The organism is Nocardioides sp. Z38_18, assembly GCF_058215695.1.
The window spans coordinates 1,328,344-1,345,926 of record NZ_JBZAJE010000001.1 but is presented as its reverse complement, the minus strand read 5'-3'; the positions used below and the strand labels follow the sequence as shown (position 1 = coordinate 1,345,926).

Genomic DNA, 17,583 nt, shown 5'->3' with positions numbered 1-17,583 from the left:
CCTCGCTAGGGTCGCGGGCGTGACGAGCATGTTCGAGGACTACGAGACCGGCATGGGCTCCGCCTACGACGAGATGTACGGCGTCGGCAGCGAGCTCAGGACGCCCTACAGCCAGCTGCAGCCGTCGCTGCAGGAGATGGGCCAGAGCGAGCTGCAGAGCCGGGTGGAGGCGCTGCAGTCCAGCTACCTGGACCAGGGCGTCACCTTCGACATCGGCGGAGAGGAGCGGGCGTTCCCGCTCGACGTACTCCCCCGCGTCATCGAGATGGACCAGTGGGCCAAGGTCGAGGCGGGCGTGCAGCAGCGGGTGCACACGCTGGAGAAGTTCCTCGCCGACGTCTACGACGCGGGCCGGGTCCTCGACGACGGGGTCGTGCCGCGCAGCGTGGTCACCACCTCCTCGCACTTCCACCGCGCCGCAGCGGGGATCGAGCCGCCCAACGGCGTCCGCGTCCACGTGAGCGGGATCGACCTGATCCGCGACGACACCGGCGAGTTCCGGGTGCTCGAGGACAACGTGCGCGTCCCCTCCGGCGTCTCCTACGTGATGACCAACCGCCGCGCGATCGCGGCCGCGCTGCCCGAGGTCTTCGCCGACCACCGGATCCGCCCGGTCGCGGGCTACCCGCAGAAGCTGCTCACCGCGCTCCGCGCCGCCGCACCCGCCGGTGTCACCGACCCCAACGTGGTCGTCCTGACCCCCGGCGTGTTCAACGGCGCCTACTTCGAGCACGCGCTGCTGGCCCGGACGATGGGCGTCGAGCTCGTCGAGGGCCGCGACCTGGAGTGCCGCCGCGGCCGCGTGATGATGCGTACGACGCAGGGGCTCGAGCCCGTCCACGTGATCTACCGCCGCGTCGACGACGAGTTCCTCGACCCGGTGCACTTCCACAGCACGTCGCTGCTCGGCTGCTCCGGCCTGCTCAACGCCGCCCGGGCCGGGAACGTCACGATCGCCAACGCGGTCGGCAACGGGGTCGCCGACGACAAGCTGATCTACACCTTCCTGCCCGACCTGGTGCGCTACTACCTCGGCGAGGAACCGATCCTGCGCAACGTAGACACCTGGCGCCTCGGCGACGCCGACCACCGCGAGGAGGTGATGGACCGGCTCGACGAGCTCGTCCTGAAGCCGGTCGACGGCTCCGGCGGCAAGGGCATCGTGATCGGGCCGCAGGCCACCAAGGCCGAGCTCGACGAGCTGCGGGGCAAGGTGATGGCCGACCCGCGGTCGTGGATCGCCCAGCCGGTGATCCAGCTGAGCACCGTCCCGACGTACGTCAACGGGATGATGCGGCCCCGCCACGTCGACCTGCGGCCGTTCGCGGTCAACGACGGCAACCGCGTGTGGGTGCTGCCGGGCGGCCTGACCCGGGTCGCCCTCGGCGAGGGCGAGCTGATCGTGAACTCCTCGCGCGGCGGCGGCTCCAAGGACACCTGGGTGCTGGCCGGGCACGGGCGCACCGTCGTACGCGCCGAGCCGGAGACCATCGAGATCCACTCCGCCCCCCAGGTGGTCGGGCCCGCACTCGACTCGTTCTCCTCCCAGCACGACCAGCAGCAGCAACAGCAACAAGGCGGTCGAGCAGCGAGCGCCAGCGAGCGATCAGTCGAGACCTCGCCGAAGGAGGCGTCATGCTGAGCCGGATCGCCGAGTCCCTGTTCTGGATCGGCCGCTACGTCGAGCGGGCCGAGGACACCGCGCGCATCCTCGACGTACAGATGCAGCTGATCCTCGAGGACCCCGGTGTCGACGAGGAGACCACCTGCCGCAGCCTGCTGTCGATCATGGGCGTCGACCTCGCCGAGGACGCCCCGATCAACAGCACCGAGGTGATGCGGCTGCTCGCGTACGACGCCACCTCCTCCGCCTCGATCGCCGCGACCCTGGCCGCGGCACGGGAGAGCGCCCGGCGCGCACGCGAGACCCTCTCCACCTCGATGTGGGAGGCGATCAACACCACCTACCGGGCGATCCCCTCGGGGCACTTCCGGTCGATGCGCCCGCCGGTGGCCCTGCGCTGGGTGCGTGACCGCGCCGCCCAGGTGAACGGCACCGCCGAGGCCACGATGACCCGCGACGAGGGCTACCAGTTCCTGGTGCTCGGTCGTTCGATCGAGCGCGCCGACATGACCTCGCGACTGGTCGCGACCGCGGCGATCACCTCCGGGTCGGCGTGGGGCACCTCGCTCCGCGCCTGCGGCGCCTACGAGGCCTTCCTGCGCACCTACAAGGGCCTGGAGACCGAGCGTGGCGCAGCGGAGTTCCTGCTGCTGGACCGCCTGTTCCCACGGTCGGTGGTGTTCGGGCTCAGCGAGGCCGAGCGCTGCCTGGAGCGGCTGCAGTCCTCGGGCACCCGTGCCGGCTTCCAGAACGAGGCCCAGCGTCTCCTGGGGCGGACCCGGGCCGAGCTGGAGTACCGCTCGCTGAGCGACTTCGTCGCCGACCTGCCCAGCGAGATGGAACGCCTGCAGCGCACCTGCGCACAGGCGACCGAGGCGATCTCCCGGCGCTACTTCGCGGGCGCCGAGGCAACCGAGTGGCACGGAGTGAGGGCATGACGATGCAGCTGCGCATCCAGCACACGACCGGTTTCGAGTACGACGGCAAGGCGAACACCTCCTTCAACGAGGCCCGTCTGACTCCGCTGACCCTGCCGGGCCAGATCGTCGTGCACTCGCGGGTGGAGGTCTCCCCGACGCCGTGGGCCTACACCTACAAGGACTACTGGGACTCGCAGGTCACCGCCTTCGAGGTGCTCGACCCGCACACGTCGCTGACGGTCACCGCCTCCGCGACCGTGCACACGAACCGCTCCCCCGTCGGGGAACCGGTGATGACGTGGGAGGAGATGCGCAGCGCGGAAACCGCCGACCAGCACACCGAGTTCCTCGCCTCGCCGGTCCGCGTCGCCGCTCCCGAGGACCTCGTCGCCCTCGCCCGTGAGATCGCGGACGACAGCGCCACTCCCAGCGAGGCCGCCCGCCGCATCTGCGCCCTGGTCTACGACGAGGTCAAGTACGTCTCGGGCTCGACCACCGTGGACGCCCTGGCCGCGCACGCCTGGGCAGAGCGCTCGGGGGTGTGCCAGGACATGGCGCACATCGCCATCGGGGCGCTGCGCTCCGTCGGTGTCCCGACCCGGTACGTCTCGGGCTACCTCCACCCCAAGAAGGATCCCGTGGTCGGCGAGGTCGTGCACGGGGAGTCGCACGCCTGGGTCGAGTGGTGGGACGACGGCTGGCGCGGCTACGACCCCACCCACAACACCGAGCCCGGCGACCGCCACGTGATCGTGGCCGCGGGACGCGACTACAACGACGTGAAGCCGCTCGCCGGCATCTTCTCCGGCTCCGGGACGTCGCGGATGTTCGTGGACGTGCAGGTCACCCGGCTGCAGTAGTGCGCCGGCGCCCATGGTTCGGGCAGGCTGGTAGCGGCGTGCGCCGTACGCCACCATCGAGCGGGAGGTAGCACCAGTGGCAACCCAGAAGAGCCAGGCACCGACACCGAAGAAGGCGGCGAGCTCGGCGACGACGAAGAAGACGGCCGCCAGCAAGAAGACGGCCAAGAGCGCGGGCGCCGGGGACGCGACAACACGGAGGACAACGCAGAAGACTGCCCGGAAGGCTCCTCAGAAGAAGTCCGTCGTCCAGCAGGCCGAGCTGTCAGTGGAGACCGTCGAGCGGATCGCGCGCGAGACCGCGGAGCGGGTGTCGCGCGACATCACCGAGCACCTGAAGCGCACCCTCGCGACCCTGGAGGATGAGTCGAAGCGGGCCCGCAAGGCTGCACGGAAGGCAGCCGACCGCGCCGAGAAGGGCATCAAGGCCAAGAAGCCCAAGTCGAAGTCGAAGTCCAAGAAGTCGAAGTAGGCGAAGTACTCCGATCGTCCTCGCGTTCGGCCCGATCCCGATAACGTTCCGCGAAAATCGGGCGACGGATCGGACCGACGTGATGCACCATCGGAGACTTCGCGGCCGTGCCGGCGCCCTGGCCCTGCTCCTCGGGATGTCCGTCGTTCCGCTGACCGGCGCGGCCGTGAGCAGCGCCGCGGCGGCCGACACCTGGGCCGTACCGGATGCTCCAGCGACGTTGACGATCACGACCGCCGGCGGCGCGGCGGTCGACACGAAGACCGACTACGTCCCCGGGACCATGTCGCTGCAGGGGGTGGAGCACCCGCTGCGGATCAGGGGTCGCGGCAACTCCACCTGGGGCTGGCCGAAGAAGCCCTACCGGCTCAAGCTCGACACGGCCGCGAGCCTGCTCGGGATGCCCGCCGAGAAGGACTGGGCCCTGCTTGCGAACTACGGTGACCCCACCTCCCTGCGCAACCACCTTGCGCTGGCCCTCGGCAGCCGGACGACGCTGCCCTGGACGCCGCGTGCGCGCTACGTCGACGTCGTGCTCAACGGGGAGGCGATCGGCAACTACCTGATGACCGAGCAGGTCGAGCAGGGCAAGGACCGGGTGGCCCTGCCCGAGGGGGGTCTCCTGCTCGAGGTGGACCAGCGCATGGAGGCCAGCGGAGACCCGGGATTCCGGTCCGACAGCGGCCTGCCGATCGCCTTCAACGACCCGGACGACCTCGACGACACCCAGCAGCAGCAGGTGCGCCGGGCCGTGTCCGCGTTCGAGAAGGCCCTCTACGGCAAGGACTTCAAGAACCCGGTCACCGGGTACGGCGCCCACGTCGACCTCGCCTCGTTCGTGGACTGGTATCTCCTCAACGAGCTGTTCAAGAACATCGACGCGGACTTCTTCTCCAGCGTGTTCGTCACCTGGACCCCCGGCGGGCGGTTCGCGATGGGACCGCCGTGGGACTTCGACCTGAGCTCGGGGTTCGATCCCGGGCACGCGCCGACGGCGACCGATCCCCGGGGCTGGTGGCTCCGGGCGGGCGCCGCCAGTGAGCATGCCGCACACGACACCCACTGGCTGGCCAGGATGTCCGAGGACCCGGCGTTCCTGGTGCGGGTGGCCAACCGGTGGTGGCAGCTGCGCCCGATGGTTGACTCCCTGGTCGCACAGATCCCCGCCACCGCACGGGTGCTCGAGCCCTCGCTGCTCCAGGACTGGACCCGCTGGCGGTCCGGGGGCGATTTCGTGTCCGGGACCAGGCACGCCGCCTCCCGGACCGGGGAGATCGACCGGCTCGCGCGGTGGCTGGCCGACCGCGCCGCCTGGATGAGCGCGGAGCTCGCCAAGGCCGGTGGGAACGCCGTGGTCACCCTCGCCCCGGCGCAGCGCACCGTCTCCGAACGTGCCGGCGCCGTGCAGCTGACCGTGACCCGCAAGGGAAACACCCGTGTCCCCGCGAGCGTCCGCCTCAGCCGCACCTCTGGCACCGCCACCCCCGGCTCCGACTTCGTCCTGCCCCCCGCGACGGTGAGCTTCGCCCCCGGGGAGGTCACCCGGACAGTGGCCCTGCGGATCCTGGACGACGCACGCGGCGAGGGCGCCGAGACCGTCCGGATCTCCCTGACCCAACCAGGCGCAGGCACCTCCCTGGACTCGCCGGCCGCCTCCACTGTCACGATCGCCGCGAGCGACCAGCAGCCCGACCTGCAGGTGAGCACGACCGCCACCAGCGGCTTCGTGGGGAACAACGTCTACAACACCACCGCCGCCAGGCAGGCGAAGTCGGCCGACGTACGCCGTGGGAAGGCCCGCAACTTCATCGTGCGGATCCAGAACGACGGCGCCGTCACCAACATGTTCCGGCTCACCGGCAGCCGGGCGGTGGCCGGGTCGGTGAGCTACCTGCACGGGACCAACAACGTGACCCGGTCCATGCTGGCGGCGACCGGCTACCCGGTCACCGTGCCCGCAGGCGGCTACCGCAGCGTCAAGGTCCGGATCGTGCCGCCGCGCAAGGCGAAGCGCCACTCACTGCACCCTGCAACGGTCCGTGGGAGCTGGGTGGGCGACAGCGCCCGGGTCGACGTCGTGAAGGCAGTCGCCCGGACGACCCGTTAGCCCCCGCACGGCCCGTCGGCCGCTGACGCCGCCCTCGAGCTGTCGCGGCGATCTGGGCCATCCCTGACCAGACCAGTCCCCGTTTTGCCAACGCTGACCTTTATGCCGTTTAGCGTCCGGCTCCCGGCCCGTCGGCCGTCCTTCCCCACTCGAAGGTGCCGTACATGCCCCTGCCTGCTCCCGCCACGTCCACCAGGCCCTCCCGGTCCCGGCTGCTGGCCGCTTCCCTCGCGGCCCTGGTGGCCGCAGCCGTCGTCCCGGTCACGAGCGCCCCTGCCGCGGCCGTCCCCGACACCGCCGCCGTCACACCGACGACGACAGTGGCGGCCAGCTCGCGCAGTGGGGCGGAGACGACGCTGTCCGGCATGGCGGTCACCGAGGCCGACCCGGGCCAGGAGCTGCAGGTGGATGTGTCCATGACCCTCGGCACCCTCACGTTCCCCGCCCGGGCCGGGCTGACCCTGGGCTTCGGCAACTCCTGGAGCGGGACCAGGTCGGTGAGCTTCAGCGGTGTGGAAAGCCATGTCAACGCAGCCCTTTCCGCCGCCAAGCTGGTCGGCAGCGGCACCGCGGGATCCGCGACCGTCAGCATCACCTCGATGCGCAAGAACGACGGCTACGTCTACGCGGCACCGAACCAGCACTTCTACGAGTACGTGCGTGCTCCGGGCATCTCCTGGGACAAGGCACGGACGGACGCCAAAAGCCCGGTCCTACAAGGGCCAGCAGGGCTACCTGGCGACCATGCCCACCCAGCAGCTGAACGACTTCGTCTCCCAGCGCATCGAAGGCGCCGGGAACCTCTGGTTCGGGGCCCTGGCGGTGTTCGACCCCGAGCCGGGCATCGTCCGCCGGTGGACCTGGGCGGACGGCGCCCTTGGCGGCCAGCCGTTCACCGAGTGCGCCAACGTCACCGGTCTCTGCTCGGTCGTCAACGCAGCCGGCCGTTACAGCAGCTGGGCCGCCGACGAGCCCAACAATGCCGGCGGAGAGACGGCGGCCGTCACGAACTGGAACGGGACCATCGGTCACTGGAATGACCTCCGGCCCGGGGACAGCGGTCAGATCAGCGGCTACGTCGTGGAGTACGGCGACCTGCCCCAGGGCACCGAGACCCCGTTCGCCGACTTCCACTAGGCCTCGAGCACCGTCTCGCTCGCCGACGTGCCGGCGGCCCATGTAGCGCCCGCGGTGGAGGCTGGCGACGGACGACTCACCGCCACCCTGGTCGCACCCGGCGACGGCGGCAGCGCCCTGACCAAGTACGTCGAGGCCGCTCCGGTCGGCGGCGGAAGCGTCGTCACCGCGGAGTGTGCTGCACCCGCGACGGCATGCGCCGTGACCGGACTGGAGAACGGCGTGGCCTACGACGTGCGTGTGGTCGTCTACAACGACCGCGGCGCCTCCGTGGCCAGCACCTCGACCAGGTCGACGCCCGCGACGACCCCCAGCGCTCCCAGCGCCATCTCCCTGACCTCCTTGGACGGCTCGGCGCTGGTCGAGTTCGCCCCGCCCGCCTCCACCGGCGGCCATCCCGTCACCTCCTATGTCGTCTCGGTCGACGGTGGCCCCTGGCAGGTGCTCACCACCACCCCGGTCGCCGGCGGCAGGTTGCAGGCCACTGTCGGCGCACTCACCAACGGGAAGAAGCACTCGCTGCGGATCGCGGCAGTCAGCCTCGTCGGCACCGGAGCCCCCAGCCAGTCCAGGGTCGTGGCCCCGGCTGGTCGGCCCTCCGCGCCCCGGCAGGTGACGGCCGGCCTCAACGGCCAGACCGCGAGGGTCTCGTGGTCGGCCCCCGCCAAGGACGGCGGCGCTCCGATCACGGGGTACGCCGTGACCTCGCAGCCGGGCGGCCACCCTGCAACACGGTGGCTGCGGCCCGGTCCTGCAACATCACGGGCCTCCGGGTGGGCACCGCCTACACGTTCTCCGTCGTCGCGCTCAACAGCACTGCGGGACTCCCCGGGACCGGGCGCGGTGCCGCTGCCCAGAGCGGCAAGTCGACCGTGACCGCGAAGCCCGGTGTCCCGCTCGCAGTGAGCGGTGTCCCCGGTGACCGCGTCCTGACCGTGCGGTGGCAGGCACCGACCAACCCGGGCACCTCCAGCGTGCGCGGCTACCAGGTCAGCATCGACGCCGGATCGACCTGGCGAACGGTGCGGCCCACCGGCTCGACCAGGCTGTCCACCATGTTCACCGGGGTGCGCAACGGTCGCGCCTACGCCGTGCGGGTCCGCGCGGTCAACGCCGGCGGTCCCGGCCCGGTCGCCGCGGTGCGCGTCGACGTACGTCAGTGGTTCGCCGACCCCCTCACGGCTGCGCAACGTGCACGCCTGGTCCCCGTGCCGAAGGCACCCGCGCGCGATCGCGGTGCGCTGCATCGCACGGTCGCCTGGGGCACCACGTCCGACGGTTCGCCGGCGATGTCGCTGAACCGGCTGCGGGGACGTCAGCTGCAGTCCGGACAGGCAGCCACGCTGTTCGAGCGCAACATGTTCCGCTTCAACCGCGCGACCCTCACCCGGCACGGCGTCAACAGCTGCGGGCCATGGCGGCCAGCCTGACCTACGTCGACGCCGTCCGCTGTGAGGGCCACGTCGACCACGGCGGCCGGGCGCGCTGGGCCCGCATCCTCGCCAAGCAGCGCGCCGAGAAGGCGTGCCGCGTGCTGGTCAGGTACGGCGCCGACGTCACCACCACCAGCAGTGGCTTCGGCAACCGGGTGCCCGCGGTCATCGGCGGCCGCGGCCACGACGACCGCTGGTCCAACCGCCGCGTGGTCATCGTCGTGACCAAGGGCTGACCCCCCGACCCGGACGCCAAACGGGCGCCACCTCCACACCAACGACCTGATCGTGCGGACGAACGCCCGGTGTGCGGACGGGCTGGCTCATAGGCCGGGGTTCGACCCCGCGTCAATCGCAATTAATGGTCATTGGTGGAAAGTGTCTCTGACCTGCACAGATGGCGGTGGCGGTGGGCGACCCTTGGCGACCGTTGGTGACGTTTTTGCGGACTGTGTGCGGACCGCCAACACGCGTATTCGTCCCCGTAAGGCTTCGCGGCCGTCGCCGTCGAACGTCCAGGGCTCCCCGGGCGCCGGTAGCGGACGGGCGCGGTCAGCAACTGGACGACCGCGGCAGCCCGCGCCAACGCAAGCCGGCCCTCCAGCGTCTTGACTGCCCCGAAAGGTTCTCGACGACCTCCTGCGCCGCGGCATGGCGCTCCTCGGCGACCGCGGCACACAATTCAGCATCTGCAAGGTCGCGGCGCTCGGCCTCCGCGGAGTTCGAGCGCCTGGGCTCGTCGTCGTAGAGCGTGGCGAGCTCGGCTGAATCCGCTGCGTCCCGCAGCGCCTTTGGTTTTTCTTGATTTCGAACTGGGGCACCCTCGCCCCAATGACCGACTGGGTCACCCACCAGCAGGCGGCCGACATCCTCAGCTGTGACGTCAGCAACGTGCCCAAACTGATCGCCAAGGGCCACCTCACTCCGCGAGGCGTCCACCGACTCCCTTCCCTGGACCGCGCCGAGGTGGCGGCCCTGACCGAGCGTCGCGCCGCGGAACACACCGCTCGGCCCCCCAGGCTCTCTAGCGGGTACCAACGGGTCGACCACCGTCCCGACACCGACCACGAGTGGCTCTGGATCAACGAAGTGGCGAAGCTCCTCGGCGTCACTCGGACACCGGTCATTTACCGCATTAAGCGGGAGTAGATGCCGGCGACCCACAACGGCGGCCGGTGGTGAGTTTGGCGGGACCTGCTCGAGCAGGTTGAGGCGGCTCGCCTGGCACGTGGGACGCGCCGCCCGCAGGGCACGCTTCATGTCTTGCCTGGCGTTCCTCGCCTTCCAAGCGGCAGTGCGTTGCTGTCAGACTGAGGCATGCAACCCAGACCGCGCGCGATGATCGGGCGTGTCCTGGGCGAGCGGTACCTAGTCGGGTCCAAGTTCGCCCAGGGCGGGATGGCGACCGTCTACGAGGCGACCGACCTGCGTCTGGACCGCACCGTCGCGCTCAAGGTGATGCACGAGGGGCTGGCCGACGACGACGAGTTCGTGCGACGGTTCCAGCGCGAGGCCCGCTCGGCCGCCGGGCTGTCTCACCAAAACGTGGTGGCCGTCTTCGACAGCGGCGTCGACAACGGCACGCTCTTCCTGGTGATGGAGTACGTCCCGGGACTGACCATGCGCGACCTGATCCGCAAGGAGGCTCCGATGTCGCCGACGCGGGCGCTGGCCGTGATCGACCCGGTCCTCGCCGCGCTCGCCGCCGCCCACGACGCCGGCATATTGCACCGTGACGTCAAGCCGGAGAACGTCCTGCTGGCCGACGACGGGCGGGTCAAGGTCGCCGACTTCGGCCTGGCCCGCGCGATCAACTCCGAGACCCAGCACACTGCCACCGGCGGGGTCCTGATCGGCACGGTCTCCTATCTCTCCCCCGAGCTCGTGGTCAACGGTAAGGCAGATGCTCGAGCGGACGTCTACGCCGCCGGCGTGCTCATCTACGAGATGCTCACCGGCCACAAGCCCCACCAGGCAGCCACCCCGATCCAGGTGGCCTACAAGCACGTCCACGAGGACATCCCCGCACCCTCGGCCTCCACGCCCGGCATCCCGCCGTACGTCGACGCGCTGGTCGCCCGGGCCACCGCCCGCGACATGGCCCTGCGTCCGGCCGACGCCCGCGTGCTGCTCCACCAGGTACGCCGGATCCGCAACGCCCTCGACCACGGCGTCGTTAACGACCCCGACCTGGCTTCGCCGCGCGCCGCAAAGTCGGTTGTGGAAAGCGACTTTGCCCATGCATCAGAACTCGACCAATTTCCAGCAAGCGAGACGCCACCTCGCCACCGCTCGACGGTAAGCGAGGAACTACTACAAGGTCTGAGTTACACGTTCTCCTTCGGCCGACGGAGATTGAACCTTCGCGCAGCACACAACGTCGAAACCGCTCTACTGCAGGCTCGGCTGACGTTGAGGCTGGCCGAGGAGCGGGCTCAGGGAAGCAGTAGGTAGTGACCGAGATGAGTCCTCCGCAGAGGACAGGCGACCGGAGCGAATTGGACCTTTACCAAGACGCAGGCGAGGACACTCGCAAGATCATCCGGCTGATCATGGCGCGGGAGTACACCTTGGCCCGCCAGGGGTTCTGGCTCAATGTGCTGGGCCTCGCCACGGGCTTTTTGATCTCAGTAGCATTCCTCATTGTCTCCGCATGGCTTATCAGCGACGGAAACGAAGTCAGCGGAACCGTTCTCGGCACGGTCGATCTCGTAGCCCTTGCGAGTGTCTTCGTTACCTCCAACCGTCAAGACCAATAGACACTCGAACCGCAGAGCAAACTCGCCTCGGTTCCTCACCCGCGAACAGGTCGCCGAAGAGCTCACGATCAGCCAGGCCAGGTGTACGCCCTGATCCGCCGCGGCGGCCTCCAGGCCATGAAGATCGGTGGCCGCGGCGCCTGGCGCATTGGCCGGGACGACCTGAGGCGTACATCAATTTGGCCTACGCCGAGACGGAGCGGTGGATCGACGAGCATCCTTTCACGGAGGACGACGAGTAGAGCCCGCACGCGTCACCGAATCGACGCCGGCTATCACTTTCACAATGCGGTTCGAGAGGGATTCCCTTTACGCGTGGATGACCTCTCCGACCTGGCTTCTGTCCGTAACGCTTATCTCCTCCCCTATCGGGGGTGCACTCGCGACGTCTACGTCTACCGACTGGACCGATGGCTGGGCTAGTGCGAGGCGCAAGCGATCGAACCATTGCGAGCGCGACGCAACGACGTAGAACTCTACATTTAGCACCTGCCTCTGGGCCCGGGCCAGAAGGCTTCGAGCGTCAGCACGGCTCTGACTCCGGTTCGCGGGTTCTATCGCTTCGCCTATCGATCGCGACCACGCGGTGCTTGCTAGACGTCCGCGATACCCGCGCGGCCCAGTCGACACCCGTTGGACTCGACCGACCGCAGATTCGGGCCTTCCTGGAGGCGGGTCAGAGCCTCGGCGGGCGGTCTCACGCGGTTGCACATCTGACGGTGTGCATGGCGCTGCGCGCAACTGAAACCGGCTCGCTGCAGATCGAGGACTATCAGCGCACGATTCGCGGCCACCGCGTCATCGAGTTCCTCGGAAAGGGTGGGCTGCCGGCCCGGATGCCCTTACCCGTGCCGGTCGTTCGTGCTTTGGATTCAGCCGCAGATGGGCGGAGCACACGGTCGTTGAGTCTTCGGCGGGACGGTGGCGTTCTGCCTCTTGTGAGACCGATTTGTCAATCGGCGCCAAGGTTGTCTGGGGTCCCGTGATCCCCTCCCCAGGCATCAGAATCCTGTTGAGTAGCTGCTGATCCGGGTGAGCTGCGCGCAGATGTCGTGGGTACCTTCCGCAACTCCGCGCCCTCTGTGGTGCCCTGAGGGGCATCCTCCAGATTCGGCTAATGACTTTGTACACGCTGGGCCCACCCGGTTCGCCCAGGGGTTCCCCCCGGCTCAAGCGATTGGCACAGGCGGTGGAGGTAGGCATGTTTTGCGAGGTGGCCAGGCGGCCACAACGGAAAGTGCCAGAACGAAGAGGCCGATCCAATAGGCACCAGGGACGCCGAGGCCGATCCATGTGCACGCCGCTGACCAAAGGCTGATTAGGCCCACTGGGCGGGCCAGTTGTGAGCCGCGCCAGAACAACACTGCGCCGCAGAGAAGTAACACCACCACCCAAAAAGCGATGTCCGCCAAAGCCTCGAGCTTTGCGACCTGCGACGCGGGCGCGAAACTCTCCCACGTGCCACCCCACGGCTTCGCGCTGGCGCCGATCAGGGGCAATGAGGCTGCGACTAGGAGTGAAGAACGCCCGCGACTCCGACGAACTTGGCGACTTACACCCGCGAGTGACAGGGCGCTTGTCCGTGTCGACACGTTCAGTGCGGAGTTGCGGGCAAGAACGTACCTCGCCCATGTCCTCGCGGCGCTGTATGTGACCGTGAACCCGATGGCGAGGATTACGTTCTGCGCTATGCCAGAAGTCGTAGTTTGTTGTACCCCGAGCCCCATGGTGGCCGAAACGATCACCGCAAGTGGTGGCCTGATCGCAACCAATGCGTCGAGTTGTGACTGATGTTCGTACACGGCGGCCTGGTTGCCGGCCGACAGGAGGGCTGGCGGCGCCACTGCGGTGGCGATGGCAGCGTCTCTCTCGATTTGACTGGTGATGGCAGGTATTACGCCAACGCCGTTCCCGTAGTAGGACGTGTGATCCAGAAAGAGTGATGCCGTCTGGGGCACCTTCGTTACGCGCTGGCTGCTACCCAGCACGCCAAGCGCTCTTGAGACGGGGTCGTGGGTCGCGATTATGTCCAAGCCGTCAGCCGAGCAGCGAGTTCGGCCAATGATGGCTTGACCCGTGGGGATGAAAAAGAACGAGAGGAAGACGAACATTGCTCCGTTGAGGATGGAGAAGCGAATCCAGAGGCCTTGGGGGATCGCAGGGGTTTCCTGAGTCAGAGCCTCATATGCGCCGAGAAGAGACCTCTCATTCATGCCTTGCAGAAGCACCTCGAGTTTGGACACGTCGGCGACCGGTAACGTCCAAATGGCCTGAAGCCAAAGTAGGAGGTCGCTCGCCTGAGAAAGGAGTCGCGGAATCCACTCGTCCAGGACGAAACCAAGAACCAGACCAAACCCCGCCAAGTAGGAGAGTGTGAGGGTGAGAGCGGCGAAGATCATCCAGATCCGGTGCTCCCGAACTTCATACAGTGTCGCTAGGAGAGCGTGTCCGCTTCCTAGAGTGATGAGGCTGGGTTGTCTAGAGCGCACCTGCTCGTCTTGCACTAACTCCGTAAGGATCGACCCCCCTTGTGAATGGCCAATCAAGATTGTGGAGTCGGCACCGGCGGCAACCACACGCCGTGCGCACGACTCCTTAATTCGCTGGCGGAAGTCGTCGTCGGAGCACCAAGCAAGGGCATCATTGACCAGATCCGCTATTCGTCCGGACAGAAGTACCGCAGTGGCAACGATTGGGACTGCCAGAATCAACAAGCCTGTGCGAACTACTAGCCACAGCGGGCCCACGGTAAGTGCGTATGCGAGTTGGCGCCTTCTTCCTTCGCTTTTCCCTTCCCAGAGGACGAGGGCTCCGGCGAACGGAGTGATGAGTTGCAGGAGTAGCAGCGCGAACGCGGCACGCGCAGTCCACCAGGCGACTCTTCGGCGTGATACCCGCGGCGCCGAGTTGCCCCAATACAGAGGATCGATCACGAGCGACACCTGCATTTGGGCCCGCACCGCCTCCAGATGCTCATGGCCAGGTGCGTACGCACATCGGGCCGAGCAGACCACGTTTCGCCAACCAGCCGGCGACTCGTCCAGGAGTCCTCCGACAATCGCTCGCAGCGTGCTCTGCGCGAAGACTTCGCTATTTCTAACGCCGATACCGTGTACAACCAACGCGTAAATACTGTGCTGCTGCGCGTGTCTTGTCTCGGCGGAATCGTTACCCCGCGCAGTGAGCTTGGGTCGCCGGCGGGATTTCTTGGCGCTTCGGGGGGACATGATGCTCTTATACCTTCTGGCGAACACGTGGGCAGGCGTCTACTCAGCGTTTGCGTGAATTTTCCCGAAAGGGCGTAAGTCAAATGCCCCTTGTGCACTGAGGTTGCGGAATTACCCCTTTACTTAGTTCATTGGGACGGTGTCGCGCCGCCTGTGCCAGCGCTGAGCGCCTCTCGCGCACCTGCAGGCGACAGGTGGTAAAGGAGGCAACACTCACCCGCCAGCAAGTGGAGTCGAGGCGTCTAACCTCGGGCCGGCGGTGACCGGATTCGTTATCCGATCACGTCCTCGTTTTGCTGGCCACCACTCGTGTTGCGGCGCGACCACCGACTTCCCTGACTCGCAGTTCTCGACAACGGCGCGGTGGCGGTCCCGGCGGGCTGTCTCCTGGCTAAGCGGCGAGGGGACGAAGGCTGGTCCGCTCTGGACGAGGTGCCGGCGGTCCGGAAGTGAGCCTTGTACGCCGCCAGCATCTGCAGGCCGCTCCTAAGTGTCAGCAGTGCGGGTGCTCGCCGCGCCTCTTCACGCAAAAGCCCTCGCGCTCGCCGTCTGCTTCGTAACCTAAGACACCGATCTCCCACCGAGGTCGGGACCCGTGGCGAGGCCGTCAGGGGAAGGCAACGGGGGCAACGTGAAGGTTATCTATCCGGTCGGGGGCAGTTCCCTCGTCTCCTCGGAGAAAAAATTCCTTAAACACATCGACCACACCGGCGGTGTACTTGTCGTCAACCCTGAGATTCCGGACCGCAAGCGCTATAACACCACCCGCGAGTTCGACGGCGTTCTGATACTTCCGACCGGGATATTCACGGTTGAGGTGAAGGGCACGGGCGCCCGGGGGGAACTGCACACACCTGGGATTGACGGATGGTCCGTCGGCGGAGACCTGTCCGCGTTTCACGGACGCCCCGGTAAGCAGGCGGTGACCCAAGCCAAGATCCTTGCTTCGCTCTTCCAGGCCAACCGGATGGCGGTGGGCCTGGTCAACGGGATCGTCGCGATCGTCGGCCGTGACGTCACGCTGCCCTCGAACGCTTCGGTTCACTTCGTCGAGAAGGCCCACGTCGTGATTTCTCGGCCGGGTGTTGGCGCGGTGATCGACGCTGAGGTCCACGGTGAGTTCCCGAGACGACGCATCAGCATCAATTCCGTCGAGCGGATCCTGCGGGTCCTGGGCGGTGTCCAGGCGACCCCGACTCGCGACGTGTTGGCAGGCGAAGGGTTCCTTACCGAGGACCAGTTGGCTGCCGTCGTCTACGCCGAGCAGGAAGAGGCGCAATCTGCCGATGGCGCGCTCGCGTCGATGACGCCACCGACGAAGTCGAAGCCGTCGCAAACAGTCGCAGAGCGTCCTGCCGCTGACCGGGATAGGTTCGAGGCTTCCCGTGCCACCGACCGGGACCTAACCGAGGTGGTCGAGATCGTCGCCGGCGTCGCCTTTTCCCGCGACGCCTTCGCGAAGTCAGTCGGCGAACGGGTGGGCATCGTGTCGCTCGCCGACATCGTCAACAACCCGATCGCTGTACGGGAAGGCGATGAAGGCGCGGTCGTCTACAGCTTCGGGGAGGAACACGTTGTGGTGACGCGCAGGCTCGACGGTCTGGTCCTTAGCTTCGATGACACGCTCTCCTACGAGCGCCGTCGCAATGGAGCGACAATAGGCGAATGGAAGATCAGTGCCCGCGCCGTCAAGGGAGCGTTCATTCTCGGGCTGCCCCTTGACGCCGTCGTGCGCATCGCAGAACAACCCGAAGACGAGTGGGCGACCCAAGAAGGCGTCAGTAACGTGGTTCGGGCCCGGTGTGACTACGCGGCCACGTGCAGCGTCGGGGATAAAACGATCTTGTCAGTGACGCAGCGGATCTCGGCAATGCACAACGCGCTGAGGGAGGACACCGGTCCTGTTGTGTCCGCCGAGGTGACCTACATTGAGTCCGACGGCATAGTCATCCGCGGTGGCGCCCTGGCCCGGGTAAAAGCGAAGACCTTGTCGGTAGAAGAGATCGTGCGGGTCGCCGTATCCCCAGAAAAAGTCTGGCCCGGGAACGAGAAGGCCACCGAAGTGCGACTCGGCCCCGACTTCGCGTTGATTGTTGACCGGCGCGACGGCGCGGTTGTGGCCACCACGCCTCGCTCCAGCGCACTGAAGTACCGAGACGGCACGACCCTCGACGGCCTACGGATCAACGGAAGCGCATTGTTCGCGGCCTCGAAGCAGCGAATTCTGGAACAGCAGTTGGTCGACGTAGTCCGCGAATCCAAACGTCGCTACCGCGCCCCCGGCCGCGGCGAGATGGTCTACCTTGGGGACGGGTTTGGTGTGGTACGCAGTGACGCGGACGGGACGATCATTGGCATCCTTCCGCCGTGGGACATAGATCGTCACATCGCGACGGGTTCCTGGGTGAAAGTTGACGTGCACCACGCGATCCCCGAGGGAGGCGCTCCGCGTCCGCGGCGCCAAACGAACAGCCAGGCGAACGGGGCTCCGGATAGGGACCGCCCCCCGGGCAAGCCTCGCGATGTCCAGGACGACAAGAGCGGCCACGAGGGCTCGTCGGCGTCAGGCCAGCGCAAAGGCGGTCGAAGCACAGCGGGTCAGCAGAAGCGCCGACGACCGCAGGGGTCGCTTCAGCAACTCGCTCCCGAGGTCGTCGATGGCATACGGATGCGCAGCCAAGTGCGGAAATTGCTAACCAAGGACGGCATTACCGTGGCGCAGGTCGTCGCGTGTTTAACCGACAGCGGTCACCGTCTGACGATCGAACAGAGCGAGAGCGGCTCCAAGGCCATATACGCCCTTGGGGATCTCCGCTGCGTAATCAGTGGCGGCTACCTCGTCTCGGCGACCCGATCTTCTCAAGCGCGCCCCGCGACGGCCCAAGACACGACCGAGTCCAAGCCTACCGACTGACTGACGACGGGGGTTCGTGCGCTGCCGACACCATTACGCCCAAGGGGATCGATTAAGCCTGATTGGCTGGCGCACCTCGTTACCGAGCGTCGGACTGCCCCAAGTCGTCCGAGAGGTGGACTACGGAGCC

General features: G+C 67.5%; 15 protein-coding genes. 13 read left to right on the top strand and 2 right to left on the bottom strand.

What is annotated here, in order from left to right; translation table 11 throughout:
• The first annotated feature begins 28 nt into the window (after positions 1–28).
• From AC4BGC_RS06385 to AC4BGC_RS06365, 5 genes are all read left to right on the top strand, one after another.
• A complete protein-coding gene (locus AC4BGC_RS06385; RefSeq protein ID WP_490555720.1) occupies positions 29–1,642 on the top strand; it encodes a circularly permuted type 2 ATP-grasp protein in 1,614 nt (537 codons plus the stop codon).
• Entirely contained in the window at positions 1,636–2,562 is a 927-nt protein-coding gene (locus AC4BGC_RS06380; RefSeq protein ID WP_490544914.1) for an alpha-E domain-containing protein, read from the top strand. The genes AC4BGC_RS06385 and AC4BGC_RS06380 overlap by 7 nt, the downstream gene beginning before the upstream one ends.
• Complete coding sequence (locus tag AC4BGC_RS06375) at positions 2,559–3,404, top strand: transglutaminase family protein (RefSeq protein ID WP_490544916.1); 846 nt, start codon at positions 2,559–2,561, stop codon at positions 3,402–3,404. The genes AC4BGC_RS06380 and AC4BGC_RS06375 overlap by 4 nt, the downstream gene beginning before the upstream one ends.
• Before the next feature lie 76 nt (positions 3,405–3,480).
• Positions 3,481–3,876 carry a hypothetical protein gene (locus AC4BGC_RS06370; protein ID WP_490554855.1) on the top strand — a complete coding sequence of 132 codons (396 nt, stop codon included), beginning with the start codon at positions 3,481–3,483 and terminating at the stop codon, positions 3,874–3,876.
• Between the two features lie 136 nt (positions 3,877–4,012).
• A complete protein-coding gene (locus AC4BGC_RS06365; protein WP_490554854.1) occupies positions 4,013–5,983 on the top strand; it encodes a CotH kinase family protein in 1,971 nt (656 codons plus the stop codon).
• Between the two features lie 109 nt (positions 5,984–6,092).
• Here the strand turns inward: AC4BGC_RS06365 and AC4BGC_RS06360 are convergent, their stop codons facing one another.
• Positions 6,093–6,401 (bottom strand): hypothetical protein, encoded by a 309-nt coding sequence (locus AC4BGC_RS06360; protein ID WP_490554853.1) that lies wholly within the window; start codon positions 6,399–6,401, stop codon positions 6,093–6,095.
• Between the two features lie 326 nt (positions 6,402–6,727).
• On the opposite strand from AC4BGC_RS06360, the gene AC4BGC_RS06355 reads away from it, so the two are divergent.
• The 7 genes from AC4BGC_RS06355 to AC4BGC_RS06325 all read left to right on the top strand — a co-directional run bounded on the left by AC4BGC_RS06355 (position 6,728) and on the right by AC4BGC_RS06325 (position 11,312).
• A complete protein-coding gene (locus AC4BGC_RS06355; protein WP_490554852.1) occupies positions 6,728–7,120 on the top strand; it encodes a hypothetical protein in 393 nt (130 codons plus the stop codon).
• Between the two features lie 54 nt (positions 7,121–7,174).
• Complete coding sequence (locus AC4BGC_RS06350; protein WP_490554851.1) at positions 7,175–7,996, top strand: fibronectin type III domain-containing protein; 822 nt, start codon at positions 7,175–7,177, stop codon at positions 7,994–7,996.
• A complete protein-coding gene (locus AC4BGC_RS06345; protein WP_490554850.1) occupies positions 7,993–8,550 on the top strand; it encodes a fibronectin type III domain-containing protein in 558 nt (185 codons plus the stop codon). Before AC4BGC_RS06350 ends, AC4BGC_RS06345 begins: the two co-directional genes overlap by 4 nt.
• A complete protein-coding gene (locus AC4BGC_RS06340; protein WP_490554849.1) occupies positions 8,535–8,789 on the top strand; it encodes a hypothetical protein in 255 nt (84 codons plus the stop codon). Before AC4BGC_RS06345 ends, AC4BGC_RS06340 begins: the two co-directional genes overlap by 16 nt.
• A gap of 595 nt (positions 8,790–9,384) precedes the next feature.
• On the top strand, positions 9,385–9,702 hold the full coding sequence (locus AC4BGC_RS06335; protein WP_490554848.1) for a hypothetical protein: 318 nt from the start codon (positions 9,385–9,387) through the stop codon (positions 9,700–9,702).
• A gap of 168 nt (positions 9,703–9,870) precedes the next feature.
• Positions 9,871–11,007 (top strand): protein kinase domain-containing protein, encoded by a 1,137-nt coding sequence (locus AC4BGC_RS06330; protein ID WP_490554847.1) that lies wholly within the window; start codon positions 9,871–9,873, stop codon positions 11,005–11,007.
• The gene (locus AC4BGC_RS06325; protein ID WP_490554846.1) at positions 11,007–11,312 is read left to right on the top strand and encodes a hypothetical protein; all 306 of its coding nucleotides are present in this window, start codon (positions 11,007–11,009) and stop codon (positions 11,310–11,312) included. The genes AC4BGC_RS06330 and AC4BGC_RS06325 overlap by 1 nt, the downstream gene beginning before the upstream one ends.
• Before the next feature lie 1,169 nt (positions 11,313–12,481).
• Here AC4BGC_RS06325 and AC4BGC_RS06320 read toward each other — a convergent pair.
• The gene (locus AC4BGC_RS06320) at positions 12,482–13,711 is read right to left on the bottom strand and encodes a hypothetical protein (RefSeq protein ID WP_490554845.1); all 1,230 of its coding nucleotides are present in this window, start codon (positions 13,709–13,711) and stop codon (positions 12,482–12,484) included.
• Positions 13,712–15,170: 1,459 nt separating this feature from the next.
• Here AC4BGC_RS06320 and AC4BGC_RS06315 point away from each other — a divergent pair.
• Entirely contained in the window at positions 15,171–17,453 is a 2,283-nt protein-coding gene (locus AC4BGC_RS06315) for a nuclease-related domain-containing protein (protein ID WP_490554844.1), read from the top strand.
• The last annotated feature ends 130 nt before the right edge of the window (positions 17,454–17,583 follow it).